Source organism: Castellaniella ginsengisoli (assembly GCF_040955415.1).
Lineage (GTDB): Bacteria > Pseudomonadota > Gammaproteobacteria > Burkholderiales > Burkholderiaceae_B > Castellaniella > Castellaniella ginsengisoli.
In genome coordinates this window covers 433,630-459,139 of sequence record NZ_CP158257.1, presented here as the reverse complement: position 1 = coordinate 459,139, position 25,510 = coordinate 433,630, and the positions used below count along the sequence as shown (strand labels likewise).

Below are 25,510 nucleotides of genomic sequence, written 5' to 3'. Positions count from 1 at the left end.
GGAGCGATCATGCATGCGCAGATTCCGGCGCGCAGCGCGCTGGTGTCCCTGACCGCATTCGGCGCGGACGAAGTCCGGCGCCATGGCCAGCTCTGGTTCGCGCGCCTGTGCCGCGCGGGCGGCGCCGACGGCATCGAAGTGCGGGGCGAATTGCTGGGCGAGGATGCCGCCGGCGAGCTCGACGCGCTGGCGGCATGGGCCGATCCGGCCGCCCTGGTCCGCGTCTATTCCAGCCCGCGCGGCCTGTGGGACGCGGCCGGCGGCTTCGACGAGGCGGCGGTCCTGGAGGGCCTGGATCGCGCGGCCCGGCTGGGCGCGGGCTGGCTGAAGATGTCGATCGGCGGATTCTCGCCGGCCGCGCCGGCCGGCCTGGAGGCCTTGCGGGGCCTGCTGGACGGCGGCCCGGTCGAACTGCTGGTGGAAAACGACCAGACGGAAGCGGCGGGCACCGTCCCGGCGCTGTCGGCCTTCTTTCACGCGGCCGATGACGCCGGCGTACCGCTGGGCATGACCTTCGACATGGGCAACTGGCACTGGGTGGGCGAATGCCCGTTGCAGGCGGCCGGCGTGTTCGCCTCGCGGGTGCGCTACGTGCATTGCAAAGGCGTGCTGCGGCGTCCCGACCGCTGGGTGGCCGTCCCCCTGGAATCATCCGCCGCCCCCTGGCGCGCGGTGCTGCGGGCGCTGCCCGCCGCGGCGCCCCGGGCCATTGAATACCCTTTGACCGGCGCGGATCTCGCCCGGGTGACCGGCCAGGCGCTGGAAGCGCTGCGCCGACTGGAGCAATCATCCCATGACAGAGAGTGATCCGCTGGACGTCGTGACGCTGGGCGAGGCGATGACGATGCTGGTGGCCGGGCAGCCCGGGCCGCTGGAGAAGGTCGAGATTTTCCACAAGAACACGGCCGGCGCCGAGACCAATGTCGCCATCGGGCTGGCCCGGTTGGGGCTGCGGGTCGGCTGGGGCAGCCGCCTGGGGCAGGACTCCATGGGGCGCTATCTGCTCGACAGCCTGCGCGGCGAGGGGGTGGACTGCTCACGGGTGCGTCTGGTGCCGGGCGAGCGCACCGGCATGCTGTTCAAGGGCCGGGTCATGGACGGCAGCGATCCTCCGGTCGAATACCACCGGGCCGGTTCAGCCGCCAGCCGCATGCGGCCCGAGGACGTGGACCGGGCGTGGCTGCTGTCCGCGCGCCACCTGCATGCCACCGGCGTGTTCGCGGCGGTGTCGGCCGACAGCTTCCAGGTCTCGCGCATGACCATGCGCCTGATGCGCGAGGCCGGCAAGACCGTCTCTTTCGATCCGAATCTTCGGCCCACGCTGTGGCCCTCCACAGAAGCCATGCGCGCGGGCATCCACGAGCTGGTCGCCCTGGCGGACTGGGTGCTCCCGGGGCTGGAAGAAGGCCGCCTGCTGACCGGCGCGCAGACGCCCGAGGCCATCGCGCGCTTCTATCGCGACCTGGGTGCGCGCCTGGTGGTCGTCAAGCTCGGCCTGGACGGGGCGTACTACGATGACGGCGCCCACAGCGGTTACGTGCCGGCCAGTCCGGTCGAGCGGGTCGTCGATACCGTGGGGGCGGGCGACGGTTTTGCCGTGGGGGTGATCAGCGGCCTGCTCGAAGGCCTGCCGCTCGAACGCGCGGTGGTGCGCGGCGCCTGGATCGGCGCGCGCGCGGTGCAGGTCCAGGGCGATACCGAAGGCCTGCCCACGCGGACCTTGCTGCGGCTGGCGGGGCTGTGATGTCGCGGCAAACCGTTCTCGTCTATCGCGATCTGCCAGAACCGCAACTGGCGCGCATTCTTGCGGAGCACGAGGTCATCCAGGCCGATCCCCGCCGGGAAGATCAACGCGAGGCCTTCTTCGAAGCGCTGGGCCGGGTCCAGGGCATGATCGGCTCCAGTTTCCGCCTGGATGCGGCGCTGCTGGACCGGGCGCCCGCCTTGAAAGTGGTGTCCAGCGTGTCGGTCGGCGTGGATGCCTATCCGCTGGCGGCCCTGCGCGAACGCGGCATCGTGCTGTGCCACACCCCCGGCGTGCTGACTGAATCGGTGGCGGATCTGTTGTTCGGCATGATCCTGGCCACCAGCCGCCGGCTGTGCGATATGGCGGATCTGGTGCGCGAAGGGCGCTGGGTACGCAATGTCGGCCCCGAGGAGTACGGTTGGGATGTGCACGGCAAGACGCTGGGCATCGTCGGCTACGGCCGCATCGGCCGGTCGCTGGCCCGCCGGGCGGCCCTCGGCTTCGACATGCCGGTGGTCTACCATGCCCGCCGTTCCGTCGACAGCGGCCTGCCGCCCGGCAAGGCGCGGGCCGTCGGCCTGGACGAACTGCTGGCATGCGCCGATTTTGTCGTGCTGGTGCTGCCGCTGACCGAAGAGACGCGCGGCCTGATCGGGCCCGAGGCCTTTGCCCGCATGAAGCCCGGCGCGATTCTGATCAACGGCGCGCGCGGTCCCATCGTCCAGGAGCGCGCCCTGCTGGACGCTCTGGCGAGCGGCCGCCTGCGCGGCGCCGGGCTGGACGTGTTCGATGTCGAGCCTTTGCCGCAGGACTCGCCGCTGCTCGGTCATCCGCGCATCCTGGCGCTGCCGCACATCGGTTCGGCGACGCACGAGACGCGCGCGGCCATGGCCGCCTTGGCGGTCGATAATCTGTTGAGCGTATTGCGGGGCGAGACGCCCCCGGCCGCCTACAAGCCTGTCTGATCCACCGCGCGGGTGAACGCGCGCGGTGCGTCAGCCCGCCGCGAGCGCGCAGGCCTCGCGGGCCAGGGCGGTGATGGCGTCCCATTGCCGGGCTTCGATGGCGGCGGCGGGCGTGAGCCATGATCCGCCGATGCAGCCGACGTTGGGCAGCGCCAGGTATTGGGCGGCATTGCCCGCGTGAATGCCCCCGGTGGGGCAGAAGATCAAGTCGGGCAGGGGACCGTGCCAGGCGCGCAGCAGCGCCGCGCCCCCCACAGCTTCGGCCGGGAACAGTTTCTGCACCAGGAAGCCCAGTTCCGCCGCGCGCATCGCCTCGGAAGCCGTGGCGACGCCCGGCAGGAACGGGATGCCCGAGGCGCGCGCGGCGCCGGCCAGCTCTTCGGTCAGGCCCGGGCTGATGGCGAAGCGGGCGCCGGCGCGCAGGGCGGCATCCAGTTGTTGCGGTGTGCGCACGGTGCCCACGCCGACCACGGCGTCGGGCACCTGGCTCTGGATGGCGGTGATCGCTTCGAGCGCGGCCGCCGAACGCAGGGTGATTTCCAGGGTGCGGATCCCGCCCGCGACCAGTGAGCGGGCCAGGTCCACGGCCGTGTCCGGATCGCGGACCACGATGACGGGCATGACCGGGCTGAGTTCGATCAGTTCGAGAGCGTTCATGGGATCGGAAGGCGCGGCGCCAAGAAAATGAGAATGTAGTCATTCTACATGCGAAAGAAGAAATCATCGATATGCGACAATTTTGATTGTTTGACTACTTTTCCGGCGGCGCGAAAATCCCGGGGCGCATCCGCCCGTGGGCTAAAATCGCCCCTCATGAACGACACCCTGATCGCCTTGGTGCCCGCCGCCGGCATCGGCGCGCGCGCCGGCAGTGCGGACGGCCGGCCCAAGCAGTATCGAGACCTGGATGGTGAGCCCATGCTGCGCCGGACCGTGCGCGCGTTGCTGGCCGACGCCCGCGTCGCTCAAGTGCGGGTCGCGGTGGCGCCGGGCGATCCCTGGGTGCAGGCCGCGCTGTCCGGCTTGCCGCGCACGGTCTGGCGCGCCTGCGGCGGCCCGACGCGGGCCGAGACCGTGCGCGCCGCCCTGCGGGATGCGGACGTGGCTGACGCCGTCGGGGTGCTGGTGCATGATGCCGCCCGGCCGGGCCTGCCGGCCGAGGCCCTGGGGCGCCTGATCGACGCCTGCCTGTCGCGCGGCCGGGGCGGGCTGCTGGCGCTGCCGGTGGCCGATACGGTCAAGCAGTCCGCCGGCGGGGCGGGCCAGGAGGCTTGCGTGGCGCGAACGCTGCCGCGCGAAGGCCTGTGGCTGGCGCAGACGCCGCAGATGTTTCGCGCAGGCACGCTGCGTTCGGCGCTGGAGGCGTGCGCGGGCGACCCCCGCGTGACCGACGAGGCCTCGGCGGTCGAACTGGCCGCCGCTTCGGCGCCCGCGCCGCTGCTCGTGCGCGGCGCGCGCGCCAACGACAAGCTGACCTGGCCGGAAGATTTCGACTGGTTCGAGGACCGGCTGGCGGCGCGCCGCCCGCCGCCGGGCCGCTGAACGGCATTGCTCTGGAGCCGCCACCATGATTTCTCTCTTTCCTTTCCGTATCGGCCAGGGCCACGACCTGCACGTCCTGGTCGAGGGCCGTCCCCTCATTATTGGCGGCGTGCGCATTCCCTATGAGCGGGGTCTGGCCGGCCATTCGGACGCGGATGTGCTGCTGCACGCAGTGACCGATGCGATCCTGGGGGGAGCCGGGCTGGGCGATATCGGCCGTCATTTTTCAGACCGCGATCCGCGCTGGGCCGGGGCCGACAGCCGCCTGTTCCTGCGGGAAGCCGCTCGCCTGGCCCGGGAGGCGGGTTGGACCGTGGTCAATGTGGACGCCACGGTGCATGCCCAGGCGCCCAAGATCGCGCCGCACGCGGCGGCCATGGCGGTGTGCATCGCCGGCGACCTTGGAATCGATGCGGCGCTGGTCAACGTCAAGGCCAAGACCAATGAGGGCCTGGGCTATCTGGGGCGGGGCGAAGGCATCGCGGCCAGCGCCGTGGCGCTGCTGGCGTCTGCAAGACAGGCATGAGGCGATCCCCGCGGATCATTTCATGCCTGCCTTGCCGGGGCGGCCCGCCCGCTGCGGACGTGGGGCGCGCTACAGGGTGCCGCCGCCCACGGGGCGGTTGCAGGCGCACAGGCCTTCGGTCAGCAGTGCATCCAGTACGCGCAGGGTTTCCTCGGGGCTGCGGCCCACGTTGAAATTGTTGACCGACACGTGCTGGATGATGTTGTCGGGATCGACGATGAAGGTGGCGCGAAAGGCGACGCCCTCGGATTTGTCCCGGATGCCCAGCGGATCGACCAGCGCGCCGGCCGTATCGCTGAACTGATAGTGGTTGAGCTTGCCCAGTTCGGGGTTGTCGCGCCGCCAGGCGAGCTTGACGTATTCGTTGTCGGTCGAGCCGCCCATCAGCACGGCGCCGCGTTCTTCGAATGCATCGGCCAGGGCGTTGAAACCGATGATCTCGGTCGGGCAGACCTGGGTGAAGTCCTTGGGGTAGAAGTAGATCACCTTCCATTTGCCGGGGAAGGATGATTCGGTGATGTCCTCGAAGGCCGAGACGCCGTTTTCCTCGTGCTGATTGAATCCGGGTTTGACGCCGGTGACGCGGAAGGCCTCGAGCTTGTCGCCTATGGTTTTCATCGGGGCTCCTGAGATGAGTACGGCCATCGCGGCCGCCATCCCATTCTACGCTATGGCTCGCTCGGCAAAGCGCCGCGGGCGGCGCGGTTGCGCCGTTTCAAATCCTGTCCCTGGGATTTGGCCAAGGGGATTTCGATGCGCGCCAGCAGGCCTCGCGGGGTATTGGACGCCAGGGTGAATTTGCCGCCCACCTGGCCCAGCAGCCGCTCGACGATGGACAGACCCAGGCCGGCGCCGCTGACCCCGGTGCGGGCGGATTCACCGCGCGCAAAAGGCCGCAGCAATCGCTGGATGTCCGTCGCGGGGATGCCGATGCCCTGGTCGCGGACTTCGATGGTCAACTGGTTGCCGCTCTGATAGGCGATCAGCTTGATGCGTGCGCGCCCGTCGCTGGCGCTGCGGCCGTAGCGCCGGGCGTTTTCGATCAGGTTGCTGACGATGCGCTTGATGTCGTTGGCGCTGATGCGCGCCTGCAGGCCGGCTTCGATGCTGGCTTCGAGTTCACCGCCCAGGGATTCCGTGTGGCTGCGCTCGCGCTCGAACAGATCCCGCAGCGCGCGTGATACGTCGACGCCGGTCTCCGGCACCTGGCCCGCCGGACGCGCGTATTCCATCAATTGGCCGATGCTGTGGTTGATCTGGGCCAGATCCTCGTCGATGGCCTGGCGGGCCTCGTCGGTCATGTGGCTCATCTCGATTTCCAGGCGGATCCGCGCCAGGGGGGTGCGCAGATCATGGGAAATTCCCGCCAGCATGATCTCCCGGTCGGCCTCGTTCTGGCGCAGGTCGCGCGCCATCCGGTTGAAGGCGATGTTCATGTCGCGGATTTCGACCGGCCCCTTTTCGGGCAGTGGCGTGGGTGTTTCCCCGCGCGCCAGTTGCTGGGCGACCTTGGCCAGTTGGGCCAGCGGCTGGTTGATGAATCGCACGCTGATGGCCGCGCCCAGCAGCGCCAGCATGAGCGAGGCCGCCACCCACCCCAGCCATTCCGTGCCGGTGGTCAGGCGCAGTTGGTCGCGGTCGAAGACCAGCCAGTACATATCCTCGTTGATGTGGAAGCTGATCCAGATGCCGGGCACCTGATTCACGGACCACATGATGGCCGTCTGGCTGCCCAGCCGGTTGCGGATCCCGGCGGAGACGTGCGTCCAGTAGTCGGTGTGGGGCAGCGGCTCGAGGACGTCGGAAGGCTCGCGGGGCTGGACGCGCAGGCTTTCCTGGGTGGCCAGATCCAGCAGCAGGGATGGGCGCACGGGCGGCGGCGCATAAACCAGGGCCGAGCGCGTGATGCTGACTGTGGTGGCGACCCGTTGAGCGAGCTGGGAGGCCCGGGGGCCTTCCTCGATGTTGAAGACGATTTGCAGCCATGCCCCGAGGCTGACCAGCATCAGGAAGGCGATCAGCAGGAAGGAACGGCTGAACAGCCCCAGCCGCAGCCGGGGCCGGATGCCATGCCGGAGCCTTTTCAGGAAAGTCATGGTGCCTGGCCCGCCGACGGGCGCATGGCCCACGGTCGGAAAAGGAGGTTACTGGCCGCCGTCGGGCACGAAGACGTAGCCCAGCCCCCAGACCGTCTGGATGAAGACCGGTTTGGAAGGATTGGGTTCGATCAGCTTGCGCAGGCGCGAGATCTGGACGTCCAGGCTGCGGTCGAATGCCTCGTATTCGCGGCCCCGGGCCAGCTCCATGAGCTTGTCGCGCGACAGCGGGACTTTGGGGTGGCGCGCGAAGACCTTGAGCACCGAGAATTCGCCGGTGGTAATGGGCACGGCCTCGCCGTTGCGCGTCAGGGTGCGGGTGGACAGATTCAGCACGTAGGGGCCGAATTCCACGGATTCGTTTTCCTGGCTGGGCGCGCCGGGGTGTTCCTCGGTGCCCCGGCGGCGCAGGATGGCATTGACCCGTGCCAGCAACTCGCGCGGATTGAAAGGCTTGGTGAGGTAGTCGTCCGCCCCCATTTCCAGGCCGACGATGCGGTCGATTTCCTCGGCCTTGGCGGTCAGCATGATGATGGGCGTATTGTCGTGGCTGCCCCGCAGGCGGCGACAGATGGACAGGCCGTCTTCTCCGGGCAGCATCAAATCCAGCACCAGGAGGTCGAAATGTTCCCGCTGCCAGAGTTTGGCCATTTCTTTGGCGTCTTCGGCGACGTAGACATTGAAGCCCTGTTCGGACAGATAACGGCGCAGCAGATCGCGCAGCCTGGGATCATCGTCGACGATGAGGATCTTGCGGGTGAGGGTCTGGGTTTGCGTGTTCATGCGGAAAATGTAACAGGGTCGGGAATGAGGAGCCAGCGCTTATCACAACAAATTACACAATAAGCGTTTGGTCTTTGTTTTGGAAATAAAGAGCTTCCTGATGCCGCTCCTTTAAAATGTCGGGGCCATGGACGATTTTCACATTCTCGCGTTTGAAACATCAAGCACTTTATGCGGTGTCGCGCTGCTGTCCCGGACAGGCGGCCGGACACGGCTGCGCACGGCCATGCATGAGGGCCGCGCCGCGCACGCCGAACGCATCCTCCCCATGGCGCAAGACTTGCTGGCGCAGGCCGGCCTGGGTCGCGGCGAGCTGACGGCGGTGGCCTTCGGCCAGGGGCCTGGCGGGTTCACGGGGCTGCGCGTGGCCTGCGGCGTCGCCCAGGGTCTGGCCGTGGCGCTCGATATTCCCGTGCTGCCGGTGGATTCCCTGTGCGCGGTGGCCTGCCAAGGCGCCGGCGAGGATCCCGCGGGTGTTCACGTCGTGCTGCAGGACGCGCGCATGAATGAGGTCTACGCCGCCGTCTACCGGGCCGCCGGCGCGGACTGGACGACGCTTCAGGCGCCGGCGCTGCTGGCCCGCGCCGACGTGGCGGCCTGGGCCGGCCGCGAGTCGGCCGGGTGGGGGATGCAGGCGGGGGGCGGCTGGACGGCCCATGGCGATGCGCTCGCAGCCTTTCCCGGCCTGGACGGCGAACTCGAAGCCCTGGGCGGGCGGATTGCGGCGGCGGCGCCGCAATCCGCGCATGCCCAGGCCGGCACTATCGCCCGGCTGGCGCAGCGGGCCTGGAGCGCCGGGCGGGCCGTGGACGCCGCCCAGGCCTCGCCCGCCTATGTGCGCGACAAGGTCGCCTACACCACAGTCGAGCGCGCCGGCGGCCTGGGAGGCAATCCTCAGGTGGATGCGGCGGCGCTGACCCTGCACGACATGATGCCCGCGGACGTCGACGAGGTCGCCGCCATCGAGAGCCGGGTGCAGTCTTTTCCCTGGACCCGCAAGAATTTCGCCGACGGCCTGGCGGCCGGCTACCGCGGCTGGGTGGTGCGCCGCATGGGGGCGATGCTTGGCTTCGCCCTGGTGATGGACGCGCCGGATATCGTGCATTTGCTGGTGATCGGCGTGCGCCCCGACGCGCAGCGCCAGGGCGTGGGCGCGCATCTGCTGCGCCGTTGCATCGATCATTGCCGCCAGGCCGGATTGACGGCCCTCACGCTCGAGGTCCGCCCCAGCAACGGGCAGGCCATCGCTTTCTACCGCCAGCATGGCTTTGCGCAGGTCGGGCTGCGGCGCGGCTATTATCCGGCGCTCCAGGGGCGCGAGGATGCCTGGATCATGACCCTGACCCTGGCGGCGGACGCCGCATGAAGCCGCGCGCCCTGCTGCGTCCGGGCCAGATCGCCTGGCTGGCCGAAATCGGCCTGGACACCCATTGGCTCGCGGCGCGACCGGAGACGGGGGCGGAGACGCCCGCCGCCGCGGATCCGGCGGCCGACCGATCCCAGGCCCCTGCGCAGGCCGGTGCGGCGCCGGCGGCCGCCCCCGTTGCGGAAACCCCGCCGGGCGTCCCGCCCGAATCGCGTGTCCCAACCCATCCCGGCCTGGCGCGCGTGCGCGCCCCGGCCGGATTGGCGCAGCCGCCGGCCCCGGCGATCAAGGGCGCCGCGCCGGCAGAGTGTCCGGACCTGGCCGCGCTGGACGCGGCGGTGTCGGCCTGCGGCCTGTGCGGCAGGCACGCGCAGCGCGCCCTGGCGGTTCCTGGGGCGGGCCGGTCCGGGCGGCCGCATTATCTGATCATCGGTGAGCAGCCCGGCATGGAGGACGACACTAGCGGCCGGCCGTTCCAGGGCGACCAGGGCCGCCTGCTGGCCGCCATGCTGGCCGCCGCGCGCCTGCCGCATGCCGATTCGGTCTACCTGACCCATGTGGTGAAATGCCGCGCCGTGGGGGGGCGGGAGCCGTCCGCCGAAGACATCTCGGCCTGCCTGCCCTGGCTGCGCCGGCAGATCGTCCTGCTGAGGCCGCACTGGATCCTGGCCCTGGGCCGGGTGGCGGCTCAGGCTGTGATCGGCACGGATCTGGACCTGAACGCCTTGCGCGGCGGCCCGCACTGTCATGTCCCCGAGCAAGGCGAGCCGATCCCGGTCTGGGTCACGCACCAGCCTTCGTCGCTGCTGGTCCGGTCCGCCTGGAAGGCCGAAGCCTGGAGGGATCTGGCCGGGCTGGCGCAGGCGGTGCAATCAGTGTAGCGCCGTGCCGTGGCCTGTTTGCCCGATCATCCGGCTCAGTTCGGGATGCGCGCGGTGGTTGAGCCGGTTCCAGTGGATGAAGACCAGCATCAGGCAGGCCACCAGAATGCCGAACAAGGCGATGATCAGGTTGATCGACAGGCCCAGCCATAGCATCAGGCTGTACATGGCCAGCATCAGCAGGATATTCAGTTGCTCGTTGAAATTCTGCACGGCGATGGAATGGCCGGCGGACAGCAGCACGTGGCCGCGATGCTGCAGCAGGGCGTTCATGGGGACCACGAAAAAGCCCGACAGGCCGCCGATCAGCAGCAGCAGGCAGTACACCGCCCAGGGGGTGTAGACGGCCGGCATCAGCAGCACCACCAGACCCATGGCCACGCCCACCGGCAGCACCGACAGCGCGCGGCGCAGCGGCACGCGGCCGGCGAAGATCGCGCCGATGACGGTGCCGAAGGCGGCCACGCCCATCAGTACGGACGCCTGGTCGAGGCGATAGCCCAGGTGCTGCGCGCCCCATTCGATGACGATGAACTGCAAGGTGGCGCCCGCGCCCCAGAACAGGGTGGTGACCGCCAGCGAGATCTGGCCGAGCTTGTCGGACCACAAGATGCGCACGTAGCGGCCGAAGTTGCGGATCAGGGCCACGGGATGGGTCTGCTGGCGGGGATAGAAGGCGTGGGTGTCGGGAATCAGCAGATTGCACAGGGCGGCGGCGACGTACACCAGGCTGATCATCAGGATGGCGCTTTGCGCGGCGTTGTCGGCCAGGCTGTCCACCCAGGCGAGGGACATCAGCCAGGCTGAAACCGTCGGACTGATGAGCAGCCCGCCCAGTACGGTCCCCAGGATGACCGACAGCACCGTCAGGCCCTCGATCCAGCTATTGCCCTTGACCAGCAGCTCGGGCGGCAGCATTTCGGTGACGATGCCGTACTTGGCCGGAGAATAGGCGGCGGCGCCGATGCCGACGATGGTGTAGGCCACGAAGATCAGGACCAATTGGTATTGGTGGTTGAACCCGAAGGCGCCGTAGCTGAACATCAGCAGACAGCCGCAGGTCTTGAGCGCATTGGTGGCGAACATGACCCGGCCCTTGGGAAAGGCGTCGGCGAAGGCGCCGACGAAGGCGGCCAGGATCACGTAGGCCAGGGCGAACCACCATTTCATCATGGGAGCCATCCAATCCGGGCCGCTCAGGTCGGCGATCAGCCCGATTGCCGCGATCAGCAGGGCGTTGTCCGCGACAGACGATAACGCCTGTGCGGCCATGACCATGTAAAAGCCCTTGTTCAATCGCGGACCCCGATGTGGTTGACGAAGGGACGGATGCCGCAAGGCGCGCCCGTAAAAAAGAGTTGCAGTATAGCGGGTTGCCGCCGGGGAGACGGCGCCGGGCGTGGAGGTCGCCCGGTCCCGGTGCGTTATCATACGCTGTCATCCACGCACCTCGATTTTCCGTCCTGCACCGTGCGCCTCACGCAGATCAAACTTGCCGGATTCAAATCCTTCGTGGATCCGACCGTGATCCCCACGCCCAGCGAGCTGGTCGGCGTGGTGGGCCCCAACGGCTGCGGCAAATCCAACATCATCGATGCCGTGCGCTGGGTGCTGGGCGAAACCAAGGCATCCGAGCTGCGCGGCGCCTCGATGCAGGACGTGATCTTCAACGGTTCGGGCCAGCGCAAGCCGGCCGCGCGCGCCTCGGTCGAACTGGTGTTCGACAACAGCCAGGGCCGGGCGGCGGGGCAGTGGTCCACCTTCGCGGAAATCGCCGTGCGCCGGGTGCTGACCCGCGACGGCGCCAGCAGCTACTTCATCAACAACCAGCCGGTGCGCCGCCGCGACATCCACGATATTTTCCTGGGGACCGGGCTGGGCGCGCGCGGCTACGCCATCATCGGCCAGGGCATGATCAACCGCCTGATCGAAGCCCGCCCTGAAGAGTTGCGCGTCTATCTTGAAGAGGCGGCGGGGGTGTCGCGCTATAAAGAACGCCGCCGCGAAACCGAGAACCGCCTGTCCGACACGCGCGAGAACCTGACGCGCCTGGAGGACATCCTGCGCGAACTCGCCAGCCAGCTCGAGAAGCTGGAGTCCCAGGCCCGGGTGGCGGCCGATTACCGTGCGCTGCAAACCGAAGGCGAACTCAAACAGCACGCCCTGTGGCTGCTGCGCGAGCAGGCCGCGCGCGAGAGCCGTCAGACCCTGGCTGTGGAAACCGAGCGCGCCCAGGCCGAACTCGAATCCGCCGTGGCGGGGCTGCGCGCACTGGAGTCCGACCTGGAAACCCGCCGTGCCGCGCATTTCGAGGCCAGCGAACAGGTGCACCGGGCGCAGGCGGGCCTGTTTGAGGCCGGCGCCCAGGTCAGCCGCCTGGAAGCCGAAATCCGCCACGTCGTCGATTCGCGCAACCGTCTCCAGGCCCGCCGTGCGCAGTTGCAGGCTCAGCAACAAGAATGGGGCGACCAGCGCACGCTCAGCCAGACTTCGATCGAAGACACCCAGGCGCAGATCGAAGAGGCCGAGGCCCGTGCGGAACAATTGGCCGAGCAGGCGCAGCACGCCCAGGACGGACTGCCGGAACTCGACGCCCGGCTGCGCGATCTGGCCGCCCGGCGTGATGAATGGCGGCGCGCCCTGGCGCGCACAGAGCAGGACCTGGCGTTGGCCGCGCAATCCCAGCGGGATGCCGATGGCCAGTGGCGCGCCCTGGAAGACCGGCGCGCGCGCCTGGAGGGCGAGCGCGCCGCGCTGGGCGCGCCGGACCCCGCCGAGCTTCAGCGCTGGGCGGGGGAGTGCGAGGTTGCCCAGGCGCGTCTCGAAGAAGCCCAGGGGCGCTTGCTGGAACTCGAATCCCGCCTGCCCGGCCTGGAGGCCGCGCGCGCTGAGGCGCTGCAAGCCAGCCAGGCGGCCCGCCTGGATCTTGAAAGGCTCGACGCGCGCCGTCAGGCCTTGATCGCGCTGCAGGAAAAGATTCAGTCCGAAGATGCGCTGGAGCCCTGGCTGCAGCGCCAGGAACTCGGCGGCCTTGCCCGGCTGTGGCAGCAGTTGCGGGTCGATGCGGGCTGGGAAACCGCCCTGGAGGCCGTCCTGCATGAGCGCATGAATGCCCTGGGCTTGCGCACGCTGGACCATGCGCGCGCCTTTGGCCAGGATGTGCCGCCCGCGCGGCTGGCTTTTTACCAGACGCCCGATGGGGCCGGGCCGTCTGCGGCCGCGGGGCCGGATGCGCCCCGCCTGCTGGATTTTGTCCAGGCGCGCGACCCCGCGGTGCAGTCTCTGCTGGCCGTGTGGCTGCGCGGCGTGCATGTGGCCGACGACCTGGGCGCGGCGATCGCGCGGCGCGGCGAGCTGCCGCCAGGCGGCGCCTGGGTGCTGCGCGACGGACACCGGGTCGATGCCTGCAGCGTGCGCTTCTACGCGGCCGATTCCGAGCAGGCGGGCCAGTTGGCGCGCCGCCAGCAGATCGACAATCTGGCCCTTGAAATTCGCGCCGCGCAACTGATCGCCGACCAAGCCCTGGATGCCCACGCCCAGGCTGACGCCGCCTGCCGCAATCTGGGCCAGGCCTTGCAGCCGGCGCGCCAGCAAATCGCCGAGCGCATGCGGGCGCAGCACGATGCCCAGATCCACCACCAGCAGCTCAGCCAGCAGGCGGCGCAGTCCGACGAGCAGTCCCGGCGCCTGGACCGCGATCTGGCCGAATTGATCGAGCAGCAGACCGCGCTGGACGCCCGGCGCGCCGAGGCGGAAGCCCGTTTCGAAGCCCTGGATCAGGTGCTGGCCGAGCAACAGGAGCGCTTGGCCGAGCTGGATCTGCAAGCCGAAGACCTGGCGCGGCAGGGCGAGCAGGCGCGCCAGCGGGGCCGCGACCAAGAGCGTGCCGCCCAGGAGGCCGAATACGCCGTGCGTACGCTGCGCCACCGGTTGGACGAACTGCACCGCACCCTGCAATTGGCCGAAGAGCAGGCCCGCCGTTCGGGCGCGGAACTTGAATCCTTGCAGGGCGAATTGTTCGATCTGGACGAGTCCGTGGCGCAGGCCGGCCTGCAGGATGCGCTGGAGGCCCGGGCCGCGAGCGAAGAAGCCCTGCGTCAGGCCCGTCAGGAGCAGGATCGGGCGGCCGCCGCATTGCGCGAGGCCGACGAAGGTCGGCTGACGCTGGAGCGCGGCCTGGACCCTCTGCGGGCGCGCATTACCGAATTGCAGCTCAAGGAGCAGGCCTCGCGCCTGTCGGTCGAGCAGTTCGCCGAGCAGCTCGATGCCCGCCAGGTCGACCGGGACGCCCTGCGCCGCCACTTGGACGAGCAGACGCCCCAGTGGCGGAGTCTGGACTGGCTGCAATCCGAGGTCCAGCGCATCACCCGGCGTATTGAATCCCTGGGCGCCGTGAACCTCGCGGCGCTGGACGAACTGACGGCGGCGCGCGAGCGCAAGGGCTTCCTGGACGCGCAGCATGCCGACCTGCTCTCGGCCATCGAGACCCTGGAAAACGCGATCCGCCGCATCGACCGCGAAACGCGCGAACTGCTGTCGCAAACCTTCGAGACGGTGAATGGCCACTTCGGCGAGTTGTTTCCGCGCCTGTTCGGTGGCGGCGAGGCCCGTCTGACCATGACCGGCGACGAGATCCTGGACGCCGGGGTGCAGGTCATGGCCCAGCCGCCGGGCAAGCGCAACAGCACCATCCACCTGCTGTCGGGAGGCGAAAAAGCCCTGACGGCGACCGCCCTGGTGTTCGCCTTGTTCAAGCTCAATCCGGCGCCGTTCTGCCTGCTCGACGAGGTCGATGCTCCGCTGGACGATGCCAATACCGAACGGTATGCGAATCTGGTGCGCGGCATGAGCGACCAGACGCAGTTCCTGTTCATTTCGCACAACAAAATCGCCATGCAGATGGCCCGGCAACTGGTCGGCGTCACCATGCAGGAACAGGGCGTGTCGCGGATCGTGGCCGTGGACATGGACTCGGCCTTGCAGTGGGCGGCCGAGGCGGCCTAGGGATGTGCTCGCACTGCGTGATCTTGAGAACAGGCCCGGACCCGGATAAGAGGACTCTATGAGTGATTTGCAGATCTTGCTGATTTCGATCGGGGTGGCGCTGATCGTCGTCGTCCTGCTGTACAACGCCTGGCAAGACTGGCGGGCGCGGCGCAGCATGCGCCAGTCGCTGCCGGAAGCCGGCCACGATGTGCTGATGCGCGATGCGGCGCCCCGGCGCGAACCGGGGCTGTGGCCGGCCGGCCGCTCCGTGGCCGACGAAAGCCCGGAGGCCGATCCCGCCTGCGAGGCGGTCATCGACATCGCTCTGGCTCATCCCGTGGCGGGAGAAACATTGGCAGAAGCCCTGCGGGCCATCAGCCGTGTCGGCAAGAAGCCCGTGCGGGTGTTCGCCGAGCGCGAGGGCGGCGGCCATCGGGCCGAGGCGCTGCCCGGCGAGGCCTACGTGTCGCTGCAACTGGCGGTCGTGCTGGCCAACCGCAGCGGGCCGCTGACGGCCATCGAATGGTCCAACCTCTGGACCTTGGCGCAGAATCTGGCCGAGCGCTTCGAGGGTCTGATCGAGGCCCCGGACCAGGACGTGGTGCTGCGCCAGGCGGTGGAACTCGATGCGCGCTGCGCCGCCATGGATGCCCAGGTCGGGCTCATCCTGCAGTTGGCCCAGCCGCGTCCCGCGGCCGCCATCATCCAGGCGGCTGCCGAGGCGGGCTTCGTCCAGTGGCGCGGGCAGTGGGCCTGGATGGCGGAAAACGGCCTGCCGCGCTTTGTCCTGCAGGTCGACGCCCCGGAAGGCGAGTCCGCGCATCGTGTCGACCTGGTTCTGGACGTGCCCAACAGCCTGCCCGACGATCAGGCGTTCAGCCGCATGGTGGCCGTGGGACGCGACCTGGCCACGCGTCTGGAGGCCCACGTGCTGGACGATCAGGGCCGGACTTTCCAGGATGATTCCGCCCCCGCCATCGACCGCCAGATCAGCGCCCTGTACGATCAGCTCGACCAGGCGGGCTTCCTGGCCGGCACGGATCGCGCGGCGCGGGTGTTCTCATGACGCGGCGCCCCGGCGCGGGCGCCGCCGGGCAGGACCGCGAAGCCGCCGATCAGCGCCGCCTGGAGACGCTGCGCACCGAGATCGAGGCCCACAACCGCCGCTATTACGTCGAGGATGCGCCGTCCGTCTCGGATGCGCAGTACGACCGCCTGATGGCTGAACTGCAGGCCCTCGAGGCTGCGCACCCGGAGTGGGTGACTCCCGACTCCCCGACGCAGCGGGTCGGTGCGGCCCCGCTGGATCATTTTGGCTCTGTGCGGCATGCCGTGCGCATGCTGTCGCTGGGCAATGCCTTCGAGGCCGAAGACGTCGTCGCCTTCGACGACCGCGTTGCGGCCACGCTGATGGGCTCCGGGCTGCTCGCCGGCGCGGTCGCGCCGGCCGGGCCGGAGGGCGTGGTCTATGTCGCGGAATACAAGTTCGACGGCCTGGCCGTGAGCCTGCGCTACGAACAGGGCCGCCTCGTCCAGGCGGCGACCCGGGGCGACGGCGCCCAGGGCGAGGACATCACCGCCAACATCCGCACCCTGCGTTCGGTGCCGCTGCGCTTGCGCGGCGGCGAGGCGCCCGCCGTGCTGGAGGTGCGTGGCGAGGTCCTGATGACACGGGCGGATTTCGCGCGTCTGAACGAGGCCCAGACCGCACGGGGCGACAAGCCGTTCGTCAATCCGCGCAATGCGGCGGCCGGCAGCCTGCGCCAACTGGACCCGCGCATCACGGCGGCCCGGCCGTTGCGTTTCTACGCCTACGGCTGGGGCCAGATCCAGGATGCCGGCGGAACGGATCTGCGGCCGCGCGAGACCCATTCCGGGATGCTGGATTGGCTGGCCGGTTTCGGTTTTGCCGTCAGTCCCGACCGCACGCTGTGCCGGGGGGCGGCGGAGCTGCTGCGCTTCTACGAGGCCGTGGGGGCCTCCCGCGCCAACCTGCCCTACGAGATCGATGGGGTGGTATACAAAGTGGACGACCTGCGCGCCCAGGACGTTCTCGGCTTCGTTGCCCGCGCGCCGCGCTTCGCCATCGCGCATAAATTTCCCGCCCAGGAAGAAACCACCCGGCTGATCGGCATCGACGTGCAGGTGGGGCGCACCGGGGCCCTGACGCCGGTCGCCAGACTGCAGCCGGTCTTCGTCGGCGGCGTCACCGTCACCAACGCCACGCTGCACAACGAGGACGAGATCCGGCGCAAAGACGTGCGCATCGGCGACACCGTGGTGGTGCGCCGCGCGGGCGACGTCATCCCCGAGGTCGTCGGGCCCGTGCTGGCGCTGCGTCCGGCCGACGCGCCGGTCTTCGATCTGCAGGCCGTCTGTCCGGTGTGCCCGGTCTGCGGCTCGGCGGTCGAACGGCCGGAAGGCGAGGCGATCACGCGCTGCACCGGCGGGCTGTTCTGCCCCGCGCAGCGCAAGCAGATGCTGTGGCACGCCGCCAGCCGCAAGGCGCTGGACATCGATGGCCTGGGCGACAAGCTGATTGAACAACTGGTGGATACCGGCAAGGTTCGCACGCTGGCCGATCTGTACAAGCTGGCGGACCCGTCCGGAGGGGGCGAACTGGCGCTGTCCACGTATCCCCGCATGGGGGCGAAATCGGCGCGCAACCTGGTCGAGGCGATCAACCAGCGCCGCCGCCCGCCCTTGTCGCGCCTGCTGTACGCCCTGGGCATCCGCCACGTGGGCGAGACCACGGCGCGCGACGTGGCGCGGCATTTCGGCTCCATCGAGGCGATCATGGATGCCCCGGAGGAATCCCTGCTGCAGGTGCCGGATGTCGGCCCGGTGGTGGCGGCGTCTATCCGGCGTTTTTTCGCCGAGGCGCACAACCGCGAGGTCATCGCCGCATTGCGGGCCGAAGGGGTCGAGCCCCAGGCCGACGCGGCGCCAGCCGGCGAAAAGCCCTTGGCGGGCAAGACCCTGGTGCTGACGGGTACCCTGCCGACCCTGAGCCGCGACGAGGCCACCCGCCTGATCCTGGCGGCGGGCGGCAAGGTGAGCGGCTCGGTGTCGCGCAAGACCGCCTGGGTGGTGGCCGGCGATGACGCCGGCAGCAAGCTCGCCAAGGCCGCCGAACTGGGCGTGGCCGTGATCGACGAAGCCGGCCTGAAAACGCTGCTCGGCGGCTGAGCGCCGGGCCCACAAGAAACGGCCTCCCTTCCGGGAGGCCGTCGAGAGCCGAGGCAAGCGGCCGCAGGCTGCGCGGCGGGCTTACTTGTCGGTCTTGTCCACGATCTTGGCGTCCTTCATCAGGCGCTTCTGGTAGTCGGACAACGCCTGCTGGCGCATCATTTCTTCCAGTTGGGGCCGAGCTTCCTCGAAGGACGGAAAGGCGATCGGACGCACGTCCTCGACCTGGATCACGTGCCAGCCGAATTGCGTCTGCACGGGCTGGGCGCTGAGTTCGCCTTTCTTCATGCCTTCCACGGCCTGAGCGAATTCAGGCACGTAGTTGCTGGTCGGGCCCCAGCCCAGCTCGCCGCCGTTCTTGCCGCTGCCGGTGTCGATCGAGTCTTTCTTGGCGGCGGCCTCGAACGAGGTCTTCTTCGCCTTGATCGCCTTGATCAGATCCTTGGCCTTGGATTCTTCCTTGACCAGGATGTGGCGCAGCTTGTATTCCTGGCGCGAGGCCTGTTCGGCCTTGATGGTGTCGTATTCTTTTTTCAGGTCGGCTTCGCTGATGGGGTTGTCTTTCAGGTACTTGGCCATCAGGGCGCGCACCAGGATGCTTTGCGAAGCCAGCTCGGTTTCCTGCTGGACGGCGGGGTCTTTCTTCAGGCCGGCCTTCTCGGCGGCCTGGACCGCCACCAGGCGGTTGATCATTTCCTGCTTGACCTGATCGCGCAACTGCGGCGTATCCTGGGCTCCCTGGCTGATCAGCATGCTGACGAACTGGTTGAACTTGTCTTGGGAGATGCCCTGGCCGTTGACGGTGGCAATATCCTTGGCCCAGACCGGCAGCGTCAGAGAGCAGGCCAGGGCGACAGCAGCGATACGTTTCATGAAAGTCCTTCGATGGGAGGGGTGCCGGCCTCGATGGCCAGGGCGTGGATCGGATGGGGCATCAGATCCCGCACGCAATCATACACAAGACGATGGCGGGCGAGCGTGCCGAGCCCCTGGAATTGCTTGGACACGATATGGACGCGAAAGTGCCGCGCGCCACCCTGGGCGCCCGCGTGGCCGGCATGCAGATGGGAATCATCGATGATCTCCATCCGCGCGGGTTCGAGCGCGGCCAGGCGCGCGGCCAGCACGGCCTGCAGGTCGGTGCCTTCGGGGGTCATGCGCGCGGCTCGCCTTTGGGGTCTTCGGTTCGGGGCGCGGCGGATTCGGTCTGGATGTGCCGGCCCAGCCACAGGGACTGCGCCACCACGAACAGCAGCAGCAGGATCATCAGGCCGAAGACCTTGAAATTCACCCATTGCGCCTCGGTGAAGCGGCCGGAGAAGGCCACGTACAGGTTGAGGGCGCCGGAGGCGGCGAAGAATCCGGCCCAACTGTCGTTCAGGCGGTTCCAGGCGCGCTCGGGCAAGGCGATCTTGTCGCCCATCAGGCGGCGCATCAGGTTGCGGCCGGTGAACAGGCGCGCGCCCATGAGGATGGCGGCGAACAGCCAGTACAGGACCGTGGGCTTCCATTTGATGAAGGTGTCGTCGTGAAGCAGCAGCGTCGCGCCGCCGAATACGACGATCACCGTCAGGTTGATCCAGTGCGTGGGCTCGATCGCCCGGCCGGTCAGGCGCAGCCACAGGATCTGCAGCACGGCCGCCGCCATGGCGGCCCCGGTGGCGACGTAGATGTCGGCAAAGCGGAACGCCAGAAAGAACAGGATCAGCGGGAAGAGGTCGAAGAGGAGTTTTTTCATTCGGTCAGGGATGCGGTCATTCGGCCGGGATGAATTTCAGGGACAGCGAATTGATGCAGTAACGCAGGCCGGTGGGGGGCGGACCGTCCGGAAACACATGGCCCAGGTGGGCGTCGCAGAGGGCGCACAGGATTTCGGTGCGGATCATGCCGTGGCTGGTGTCGCGCAGTTCGCGCACGCGGTCGGGGGCCACCGGCTCGAAATAACTGGGCCAGCCGCAGCCCGCGTCGAACTTCGTGTCCGAGGTGAAGAGCGGCGTGCCGCAGCAGACGCAGACGTAGGTGCCCGCCTGGGTGGTATTCCAATAGCGGCCCGTGAACGGGCGCTCGGTGTGCTTGAGCCGCGTGACCGCGAATTCGTCGGGGGAAAGCTGCGCACGCCATTCGGCGTCTGTCTTGTCCACGAGGAACCTGTCGAGAATTTCACTTCAATCCTCCATCTTAATCGACTTTCGCATCAGAGGCGGCGGCGGGGCGTCGCGGCCGGCGCGTGGGGGCGTCGGGAAATTCCGGGCCGTAGCAGCAAATTGCGCCAGCCTGCGATAATATGACGCCCGTTCATGTGTTTATGCCGTGACCCGCCGGGTTCGCAGCCATGAATTGCATGGCCCGTCAAAAAACATTCGGAGACAAACATGACATTTCCGGTTTCCCTGCGGCTCGCTCTGGGTGTGGCCGCCTTGTCGGCCGCGCTGCCCCTGGCCGCGACCGCCCAGATCAAGGTGGGCGTGACGGTGTCGTCCACCGGACCGGCGGCTTCGCTGGGCATCCCCGAGCGCGATACCGTGGCGCTGCTGCCCACGGAAATCGGCGGCCAGACCGTGCAGTACATCGTGCTGGACGATGCCACCGACACCACGCAAGCGGTGAAGAACATCCGCAAGCTCACGGCCGACGATCACGTCGATGTCGTGCTGGGCACCTCGGTGACGCCGGCTTCGCTGGCCATGTCGGACGTCGCCGCCGAGACCGGCACCCCCATGATCAGCGTAGCCGCCAACGCCAAGCTGGTCGAGCCGGTGGACGGTCCGCGCAAATGGGTATTCAAAACGCCCCAGAACGATGCGCTGATGTCCGCCGCCCTGGCCGATGCCATGGTCAAGCAGCACGTCAAGACGCTGGGTTTCATCGGTTTCAGCGATGCCTACGGCGATGGCTGGCTGCAGGAAATGAAGGCCGCCGCCGAGGCCAAGGGGATCAAGGTCGTGGCGGCCGAACGCTTCGCCCGGCCTGACACCAGCGTCACCGGCCAGGTGCTGAAGCTGCTGTCGGCCAAGCCCGACGGCATCCTGATCGCCGCCTCCGGCACGCCGGTGGCCCTGCCGCAGCGCGAGCTGGTCGAGCGCGGCTACAAGGGCCGGATCTATCAGACCCATGGCGCCGCCAACAACGACGTGCTGCGGGTCTGCGGCAAGGCCTGCGAAGGCATGATCCTGCCTGCCGGCCCGCTGCTGGTGGCGGCCCAACTGCCCGACAGCCATCCGGTCAAGGCCAGCGCCCTGGTGTACGTCAATGCCTACGAGGGCAAGTATGGCGCGGGTTCGACCAATACCTTCGGCGGCCATATGTGGGATGCCGGCCAGTTGATCAACGACGCCATTCCCCGCGCGCTCAAGACCGGCGCCAAGCCGGGCACGCCGGAATTCCGCGCGGCCCTGCGCGATGCGCTGGAGCAGGTCAAGGAATTGCCTGCCTCGCAGGGGGTGTTCACCTTGAGTCCGACCGATCACGCGGGGCTGGACGAGCGCGGCCGCGTCATGGTGCAGGTCGTGAACGGCAAGTGGACCTACCAGCCGGACCTGTGATGATGCGCAGCGACGCCTTCTCCGCCCCGTCCTGCGCCGGTTTCCGGCCGCGGCCGGAAAGCGGCCGGCTTTCCGGCGGGAAGGCGCCATGGATCTGACGATTGCGCTGATCCTGTTGCAGGACGGCATCCTGAACGGCGCCATCTACGCGCTGCTGGGCCTGGCGCTGGTGCTGGTGTTCGTCGTGACGCGGGTGATCCTGATCCCCCAGGGGGAATTCGTCACCTTCGGCGCCTTGTCCCTGGCGTTTCTCGCCAACGGCCGGGTGCCTGGGACGGCGCATCTGCTGGTGCTGATGGGCGTGCTGGTCTGCCTGGCCGAAGCCGTCTCGTGCTGGCGCGCCCGCCAGTGGCGCGGCTATGGCCGCACGCTGGGCTGGGCGCTGGTCCTGCCGCTGGCGCTTGAGGCGCTGGCGCCGCTGGCGGCCGGCCCGGATGTGCCGCTGGCGCTGCGCGTGCTGTTCGCGCTGGCCCTGGTCGTGCCCATGGGGCCGATGATCTACCGCCTGGTGTACCAGCCGGTCGAGCAGGCCAGCGTGCTGGTGCTGCTGATCGTGTCGGTGGCCGTGCACTTCGCCCTGACCGGCCTGGGGTTGTTGTTCTTCGGTGCCGAAGGCTGGCGCACGCCGGCCCTGGTCGAGGGGTCGGTGCAGATCGGGCCGGTGACCTGGACCGCGCAGACTTTCGCGGTGCTGGGCACGTGCGCCCTGCTGATCGGCGGGCTGTGGCTGTTCTTCAGCCGCACCCTCTACGGCAGCGCCTTGCGGGCCACCGCCGTCAACCGGCGCGGGGCGCGGCTGGTCGGCATCAGCACGCGCGTGGCGGGCAGTCTGACCTTCACCCTGGCGGCCGCCATCGGCGCGCTGTCGGGCATGCTGATCGCGGCCATCACCACCATCTATTACGACACGGGCTTCCTCATCGGGCTGAAGGGCTTCGTGGCGGCCATCTTCGGTGGCCTGGTCAGTTATCCGGCCGCCGCCGCCGGCGCTCTGTTCGTCGGCATCCTCGAGGCTTTTTCCTCGTTCTGGGCCAGTCCCTTCAAGGAAGCCATCGTCTTCACCCTGATCATTCCGGTCCTGCTGTGGCGCTCTTTCGGCAGCGTCCACCTGGACGAGGAGGACTAGTGTCCCGTCTGCCGAGCGAGCTGTCCTGATGCGCCCGCGTCATGCCTTGATGATCCTGCTCCCGGTCCTGGCGCTGCTGCCGTGGATTCCGGGCGTGTCCGCCTTCTGGATCACCCAGATGAACTACATCGGGCTCTACAGCCTGGTGGTGCTGGGGCTGGTGTTGCTGACCGGAGTCGGCGGGCTGACCTCTTTTGGCCAATCGGCCTTCGTCGGCTTGGGGGCCTACAGCACGGCCTGGCTGACGACGGCTGCCGGCGTGTCCCCCTGGCTGGGCCTGGCGGCGGGCCTGCTGCTGACTTGCCTGGTGGCGTATGCGCTGGGCGCGATCACGCTGCGTCTGTCCGGCCATTACCTGCCGCTGTGCACCCTGGCCTGGTGCCTGGCGCTGTACTACCTGTATGGAAACCTGGATTTCCTGGGGCGCTACGACGGCATCGCGGGGATTCCGCCGCTGTCGATCGGCGGCTGGTCCCTGGGGACCGGACCCCGCATGTATCTGCTGATCTGGCTGATCCTGCTGCTGGCCCTGTGGGCCACGCACAATCTGCTGGACTCGCGCGCGGGGCGGGCCATCCGCGCGCTGCGCAGCGGCTCGATGGCTGAATCCTTCGGTGTCGATCTGGCGCATTACAAGGTCGTGATCTTCGTCTACGCCGCTTTGCTGGGCTGCGTGTCGGGCTGGCTGTACGCGCACATGCAGCGCGCCGTCAGTCCCAGCCCCTTCGGCCTGGGCTACGGGATCGAATACTTGTTCATGGCCGTGGTGGGCGGCTCGGGCAGTGTCTGGGGCGCGGTGGCGGGCGCCGCCGTCATCCTGATCGTCAAGGATCAATTGCAGAATGTGCTGCCCGGCCTGGTGGGCACCAGCGCCAACCTCGAATTGCTGGCCTTCGGCGTGCTGATGATCCTGGTGCTGCAGTTCGCCCGCGACGGCCTGTGGCCCGTGCTGGCGCGGCTGTGGCGGCAACTGGGGGGGCGCGCCGAACCGAACGGCCATGATCCGGCGCGACTGGCCGCGGCGCCCGGGTTGCCGCAGCGGCCCGCGCCTGCTGCGGGCGACCTGGTGCTGGAAGTGGATCGGGTGCGCAAGGAGTTCGGCGGCCTGGTGGCGGTCAACGACATCAGCTTCCGTCTGAGGGCAGGCGAGATCATGGGGCTGATCGGCCCCAACGGCGCGGGCAAGAGCACCACCTTCAACCTCATCAGCGGCGTGATGCCACTGTCGGGCGGCGCGGTCCGATTCATGGGGGAGCGTATCGACGGCCTGCCGGCGCGTGAAATCGCCCGCCGGGGCATGGCGCGCAGCTTCCAGCATGTGCAGTTGATGCCCGACATGAGCGTACTTGAAAATGTCGCGCTGGGCGCTCACCTGCGCAGCCGCGCCGGCGTGGTTGCGGCCGCGCTGCGTCTGGACCGCGCCGACGAGGCGTCGCTGTTGCGCGAAGCCGCGCGCCAGGTCGGGCGGGTGGGCCTGGGCGACGTGATCGACCAGCCGGCCGGCAGCCTGCCGCTGGGCCGGCAGCGCATCGTGGAAATCGCCCGGGCGCTGTGCTGCGATCCCATTGCGCTGCTGCTCGACGAACCGGCCGCCGGCTTGCGGTACCAGGAGAAACAGGCCCTCGCGGCCGTGCTGGATCAATTGCGCCGCGAGGGCATGAGCCTGCTCCTGGTCGAGCACGACATGGATTTCGTCATGAATCTCACCGATCACCTGCTGGTCATGGATTTCGGCACACGGCTGGCCGAGGGCGTCCCGGCCGACATCCAGCGCAATCCGGCCGTTCTGGAAGCCTATCTGGGCGGCCTCGATGACGCCTGGGATGAGCCCAGCCGCGGCGCGGACCGTCCCGTGCCGGAGGCATCCGGGCGGCCTGCCGGCCGCGAGGCCGTGGCGCACAGTCCGGGGGAAGCCACATGAATGCCGTGAATCATTCCGCCTCCGGCGCACGCGCGCCGAGGCCTGCCGGCCCCGTGCTGTCGGTCCGCGGCCTGTCGGCGCATTACGGTAAGGTGGCCGCGCTGGATCCCATCGACCTGACGGTGGGCGCCGGCGAGATCGTCACCGTCATCGGCGCCAATGGCGCCGGAAAATCGACCCTGCTGGGCGCCATCATGGGTGCGCTTCCCCTGCGGGGGCACAGCCGGGGTTCGATCCTGTTCCAGGGTGCCGAGATCCAGGGTTGGGACATCGAGCGCCGCGTCGGCCAAGGCCTGTCGCTGGTGCCGGAGCGCCGTGAACTGTTCGCCAGCATGTCGGTGCGCGACAACCTGCTTCTGGGCGGCTTTCGCCTGTACCGGGCGGGAGTACGCGGCTGGCGCGACACCCTGGACGAGGTCTATGCCCTGTTTCCGCGTCTGCGTGAACGCGCCGCCCAGGCGGCGGGCACGCTGTCGGGCGGCGAGCGCCAGATGCTGGCGTTGGGCCGGGCGCTGATGGCGCGTCCGGCGCTGCTGATGCTGGATGAGCCCAGCCTGGGCCTGGCGCCCCGCGTGGTGCGCGAGATTTTCCAGACGATCACCCAGTTGCGCAGCACCGGCGTTTCCATCCTGCTGGTCGAGCAGAACGCCCGGGCGGCCTTGCACGTCGCCGACCGAGGCTATGTGCTTGAAACCGGCGCCGTCATCCTGGAAGGCGAGGCCCGCATGCTGGCCGGCCACCCCCGAGTCATCGAAAGTTATTTGGGACTTGCCGGGACGCACCAGCGTCCTTGAGGACGCTGGTGCGCCCGGCAAGTCCGAGCGGCATGCAGGCCGCTCG

The 25,510-nt window shown here is 68.7% G+C and carries 23 protein-coding genes; 14 read left to right on the top strand and 9 right to left on the bottom strand.

The features are described 5' to 3' along the window. The first annotated feature begins 9 nt into the window (after positions 1-9). From ABRZ00_RS02215 to ABRZ00_RS02205, 3 genes are read left to right on the top strand one after another with little or no spacing between them, the layout of a single operon-like run. Entirely contained in the window at positions 10-807 is a 798-nt protein-coding gene (locus ABRZ00_RS02215; protein ID WP_368644400.1) for a glutamine ABC transporter ATP-binding protein, read from the top strand. Further along, entirely contained in the window at positions 794-1,744 is a 951-nt protein-coding gene (locus ABRZ00_RS02210) for a sugar kinase (RefSeq protein ID WP_368641296.1), read from the top strand. The genes ABRZ00_RS02215 and ABRZ00_RS02210 overlap by 14 nt, the downstream gene beginning before the upstream one ends. Then, positions 1,744-2,712 (top strand): 2-hydroxyacid dehydrogenase, encoded by a 969-nt coding sequence (locus ABRZ00_RS02205; protein WP_368641297.1) that lies wholly within the window; start codon positions 1,744-1,746, stop codon positions 2,710-2,712. The genes ABRZ00_RS02210 and ABRZ00_RS02205 overlap by 1 nt, the downstream gene beginning before the upstream one ends. A 30-nt stretch (positions 2,713-2,742) precedes the next feature. Here ABRZ00_RS02205 and eda read toward each other — a convergent pair whose 3' ends face one another. Beyond that, the gene (eda, locus tag ABRZ00_RS02200; protein ID WP_368641298.1) at positions 2,743-3,369 is read right to left on the bottom strand and encodes a bifunctional 4-hydroxy-2-oxoglutarate aldolase/2-dehydro-3-deoxy-phosphogluconate aldolase; all 627 of its coding nucleotides are present in this window, start codon (positions 3,367-3,369) and stop codon (positions 2,743-2,745) included. A 156-nt stretch (positions 3,370-3,525) separates the two neighbouring features. Here eda and ABRZ00_RS02195 point away from each other — a divergent pair, with 156 nt between their 5' ends. Further along, entirely contained in the window at positions 3,526-4,254 is a 729-nt protein-coding gene (locus ABRZ00_RS02195; protein ID WP_368647823.1) for a 2-C-methyl-D-erythritol 4-phosphate cytidylyltransferase, read from the top strand. Between the two features lie 25 nt (positions 4,255-4,279). Then, on the top strand, positions 4,280-4,780 hold the full coding sequence (ispF, locus tag ABRZ00_RS02190; RefSeq protein ID WP_368641300.1) for a 2-C-methyl-D-erythritol 2,4-cyclodiphosphate synthase: 501 nt from the start codon (positions 4,280-4,282) through the stop codon (positions 4,778-4,780). A gap of 69 nt (positions 4,781-4,849) precedes the next feature. Here ispF and ABRZ00_RS02185 read toward each other — a convergent pair whose 3' ends face one another. From ABRZ00_RS02185 to ompR, 3 genes are read right to left on the bottom strand one after another with little or no spacing between them, the layout of a single operon-like run. Beyond that, positions 4,850-5,398 carry a peroxiredoxin gene (locus ABRZ00_RS02185; RefSeq protein WP_343837072.1) on the bottom strand — a complete coding sequence of 183 codons (549 nt, stop codon included), beginning with the start codon at positions 5,396-5,398 and terminating at the stop codon, positions 4,850-4,852. Positions 5,399-5,448: 50 nt separating this feature from the next. Next, positions 5,449-6,876, bottom strand: coding sequence for an ATP-binding protein (locus tag ABRZ00_RS02180; protein ID WP_368641301.1), 1,428 nt, complete (start codon positions 6,874-6,876; stop codon positions 5,449-5,451). A gap of 48 nt (positions 6,877-6,924) precedes the next feature. After that, positions 6,925-7,659 carry a two-component system response regulator OmpR gene (gene ompR / locus ABRZ00_RS02175; RefSeq protein WP_043680797.1) on the bottom strand — a complete coding sequence of 245 codons (735 nt, stop codon included), beginning with the start codon at positions 7,657-7,659 and terminating at the stop codon, positions 6,925-6,927. A 127-nt stretch (positions 7,660-7,786) separates the two neighbouring features. Between ompR and tsaB the strand changes: the two genes are divergently transcribed. After that, on the top strand, positions 7,787-9,025 hold the full coding sequence (gene tsaB / locus ABRZ00_RS02170) for a tRNA (adenosine(37)-N6)-threonylcarbamoyltransferase complex dimerization subunit type 1 TsaB (protein WP_368641302.1): 1,239 nt from the start codon (positions 7,787-7,789) through the stop codon (positions 9,023-9,025). Further along, positions 9,022-9,906: a uracil-DNA glycosylase gene (locus ABRZ00_RS02165; protein ID WP_368641303.1), complete on the top strand. Its 885-nt coding sequence runs from the start codon at positions 9,022-9,024 to the stop codon at positions 9,904-9,906. Before tsaB ends, ABRZ00_RS02165 begins: the two co-directional genes overlap by 4 nt. On the opposite strand, the gene lplT is transcribed toward ABRZ00_RS02165, so the two are convergent. Continuing rightward, positions 9,898-11,202: a lysophospholipid transporter LplT gene (lplT, locus tag ABRZ00_RS02160; RefSeq protein WP_368641304.1), complete on the bottom strand. Its 1,305-nt coding sequence runs from the start codon at positions 11,200-11,202 to the stop codon at positions 9,898-9,900. The genes ABRZ00_RS02165 and lplT overlap by 9 nt on opposite strands. A 174-nt stretch (positions 11,203-11,376) precedes the next feature. Between lplT and smc the strand changes: the two genes are divergently transcribed. Genes smc through ligA form a run of 3 tightly spaced genes read left to right on the top strand, consistent with a single transcriptional unit; the run spans position 11,377 to position 18,081 of the window. Beyond that, positions 11,377-14,910, top strand: coding sequence for a chromosome segregation protein SMC (gene smc / locus ABRZ00_RS02155; RefSeq protein ID WP_368647887.1), 3,534 nt, complete (start codon positions 11,377-11,379; stop codon positions 14,908-14,910). A gap of 58 nt (positions 14,911-14,968) precedes the next feature. Then, on the top strand, positions 14,969-15,958 hold the full coding sequence (locus ABRZ00_RS02150) for a cell division protein ZipA C-terminal FtsZ-binding domain-containing protein (protein ID WP_368641305.1): 990 nt from the start codon (positions 14,969-14,971) through the stop codon (positions 15,956-15,958). Then, positions 15,955-18,081: an NAD-dependent DNA ligase LigA gene (gene ligA / locus ABRZ00_RS02145; RefSeq protein ID WP_368647822.1), complete on the top strand. Its 2,127-nt coding sequence runs from the start codon at positions 15,955-15,957 to the stop codon at positions 18,079-18,081. Before ABRZ00_RS02150 ends, ligA begins: the two co-directional genes overlap by 4 nt. Positions 18,082-18,162: 81 nt before the next feature. Here the strand turns inward: ligA and ABRZ00_RS02140 are convergent, their stop codons facing one another. Genes ABRZ00_RS02140 through msrB form a run of 4 tightly spaced genes read right to left on the bottom strand, consistent with a single transcriptional unit; the run spans position 18,163 to position 20,222 of the window. Then, the gene (locus ABRZ00_RS02140; protein WP_368641307.1) at positions 18,163-18,954 is read right to left on the bottom strand and encodes a peptidylprolyl isomerase; all 792 of its coding nucleotides are present in this window, start codon (positions 18,952-18,954) and stop codon (positions 18,163-18,165) included. After that, complete coding sequence (locus tag ABRZ00_RS02135; protein WP_368641308.1) at positions 18,951-19,238, bottom strand: BolA family protein; 288 nt, start codon at positions 19,236-19,238, stop codon at positions 18,951-18,953. The genes ABRZ00_RS02140 and ABRZ00_RS02135 overlap by 4 nt, the downstream gene beginning before the upstream one ends. Continuing rightward, positions 19,235-19,819: a septation protein A gene (locus ABRZ00_RS02130; RefSeq protein ID WP_368641309.1), complete on the bottom strand. Its 585-nt coding sequence runs from the start codon at positions 19,817-19,819 to the stop codon at positions 19,235-19,237. Before ABRZ00_RS02130 ends, ABRZ00_RS02135 begins: the two co-directional genes overlap by 4 nt. A 16-nt stretch (positions 19,820-19,835) precedes the next feature. Continuing rightward, a complete protein-coding gene (gene msrB / locus ABRZ00_RS02125; protein WP_368641310.1) occupies positions 19,836-20,222 on the bottom strand; it encodes a peptide-methionine (R)-S-oxide reductase MsrB in 387 nt (128 codons plus the stop codon). A 249-nt stretch (positions 20,223-20,471) separates the two neighbouring features. Between msrB and ABRZ00_RS02120 the strand changes: the two genes are divergently transcribed. The 4 genes from ABRZ00_RS02120 to ABRZ00_RS02105 all read left to right on the top strand — a co-directional run bounded on the left by ABRZ00_RS02120 (position 20,472) and on the right by ABRZ00_RS02105 (position 25,464). Then, the gene (locus tag ABRZ00_RS02120; protein ID WP_368642814.1) at positions 20,472-21,623 is read left to right on the top strand and encodes an ABC transporter substrate-binding protein; all 1,152 of its coding nucleotides are present in this window, start codon (positions 20,472-20,474) and stop codon (positions 21,621-21,623) included. Positions 21,624-21,711: 88 nt separating this feature from the next. Beyond that, positions 21,712-22,749: a branched-chain amino acid ABC transporter permease gene (locus ABRZ00_RS02115; RefSeq protein WP_343837045.1), complete on the top strand. Its 1,038-nt coding sequence runs from the start codon at positions 21,712-21,714 to the stop codon at positions 22,747-22,749. Positions 22,750-22,798: 49 nt separating this feature from the next. Continuing rightward, on the top strand, positions 22,799-24,670 hold the full coding sequence (locus ABRZ00_RS02110) for an ATP-binding cassette domain-containing protein (protein ID WP_368647886.1): 1,872 nt from the start codon (positions 22,799-22,801) through the stop codon (positions 24,668-24,670). Beyond that, on the top strand, positions 24,667-25,464 hold the full coding sequence (locus ABRZ00_RS02105; protein ID WP_368647821.1) for an ABC transporter ATP-binding protein: 798 nt from the start codon (positions 24,667-24,669) through the stop codon (positions 25,462-25,464). The genes ABRZ00_RS02110 and ABRZ00_RS02105 overlap by 4 nt, the downstream gene beginning before the upstream one ends. Positions 25,465-25,510: the final 46 nt, after the last annotated feature.